The organism is Mesorhizobium sp. M4A.F.Ca.ET.090.04.2.1, assembly GCF_003999085.1.
GTDB lineage: Bacteria > Pseudomonadota > Alphaproteobacteria > Rhizobiales > Rhizobiaceae > Mesorhizobium.
In genome coordinates, this window is record NZ_RZOT01000969.1 from 1 (window position 1) to 742 (window position 742).

Sequence of the window (742 nt, forward strand, 5' to 3'; positions counted from 1 at the left end):
CGACGAGGCGGCCAGGGAAAACAAATTCGAGATCGCCATCCCCGACGGCGCCAGCGTCGTGCTGAGGCACAGCACCAGCGGCGTCGTGCCGGGGCTCAACGACTATCCCGGCAACCACCCGCCGGTCTTCCCGGTGTTCTGGGGTTTTCGCATCATGGTCGGCACCGGCATCCTGATGCTGATCGTCTCCTGGTCGGCGGCCTTCTTCCTCAAGCGCCGCCACAGCCTGCCGAAGCCGCTGGCGCTGCTGATGGTGCCGATGACGATCTCCGGCTGGGTGGCGACGCTGGCCGGCTGGTACACCACCGAGATCGGCCGCCAGCCCTGGCTGGTCACCGGCGTCCTGAAGACCGCCGATGCCGTCGGCCCGGTCGCCGGCAGCCATGTCGCGCTGACGCTTGCCGTCTATCTCGTCCTCTACGTGATTTTGCTGATCGCCTATCTCGGCGTGCTGGTGCACCTGGCGCTGAAGGCGGCCAAGGATGGCGACACCTCGCCGCTGCCGGGCGTTATGAACGCGGCCATGTCGCAGCCGGCGGCAGGGGAGTGAGGGCAGTGGTCGAACTGCGAAGAAATCTTGACTCGACGCCGGACGCTGGCGCTGCCCCTCACCTGCCTGCCGGTGTCCAGCCGATAGATGGGTAACAGTTTGAACCGGATACATAGGTAACAGTTCTCCCCCTATTTGTCCGCTGCAGCGCCAAGCGGATTGGTTAGCGCGGCGCTGCAGCGGACAAGCGTC

Annotated in this window: 1 protein-coding gene; it reads left to right on the forward strand. The window is 65.8% G+C overall.

Going from position 1 to position 742, the window contains the following annotated elements:
- Window positions 1-550: cytochrome ubiquinol oxidase subunit I (locus tag EN781_RS33545; protein ID WP_145965830.1), on the forward strand; the 550-nt coding region annotated here is incomplete at its 5' end.
- Window positions 551-742 lie beyond the last annotated feature (192 nt).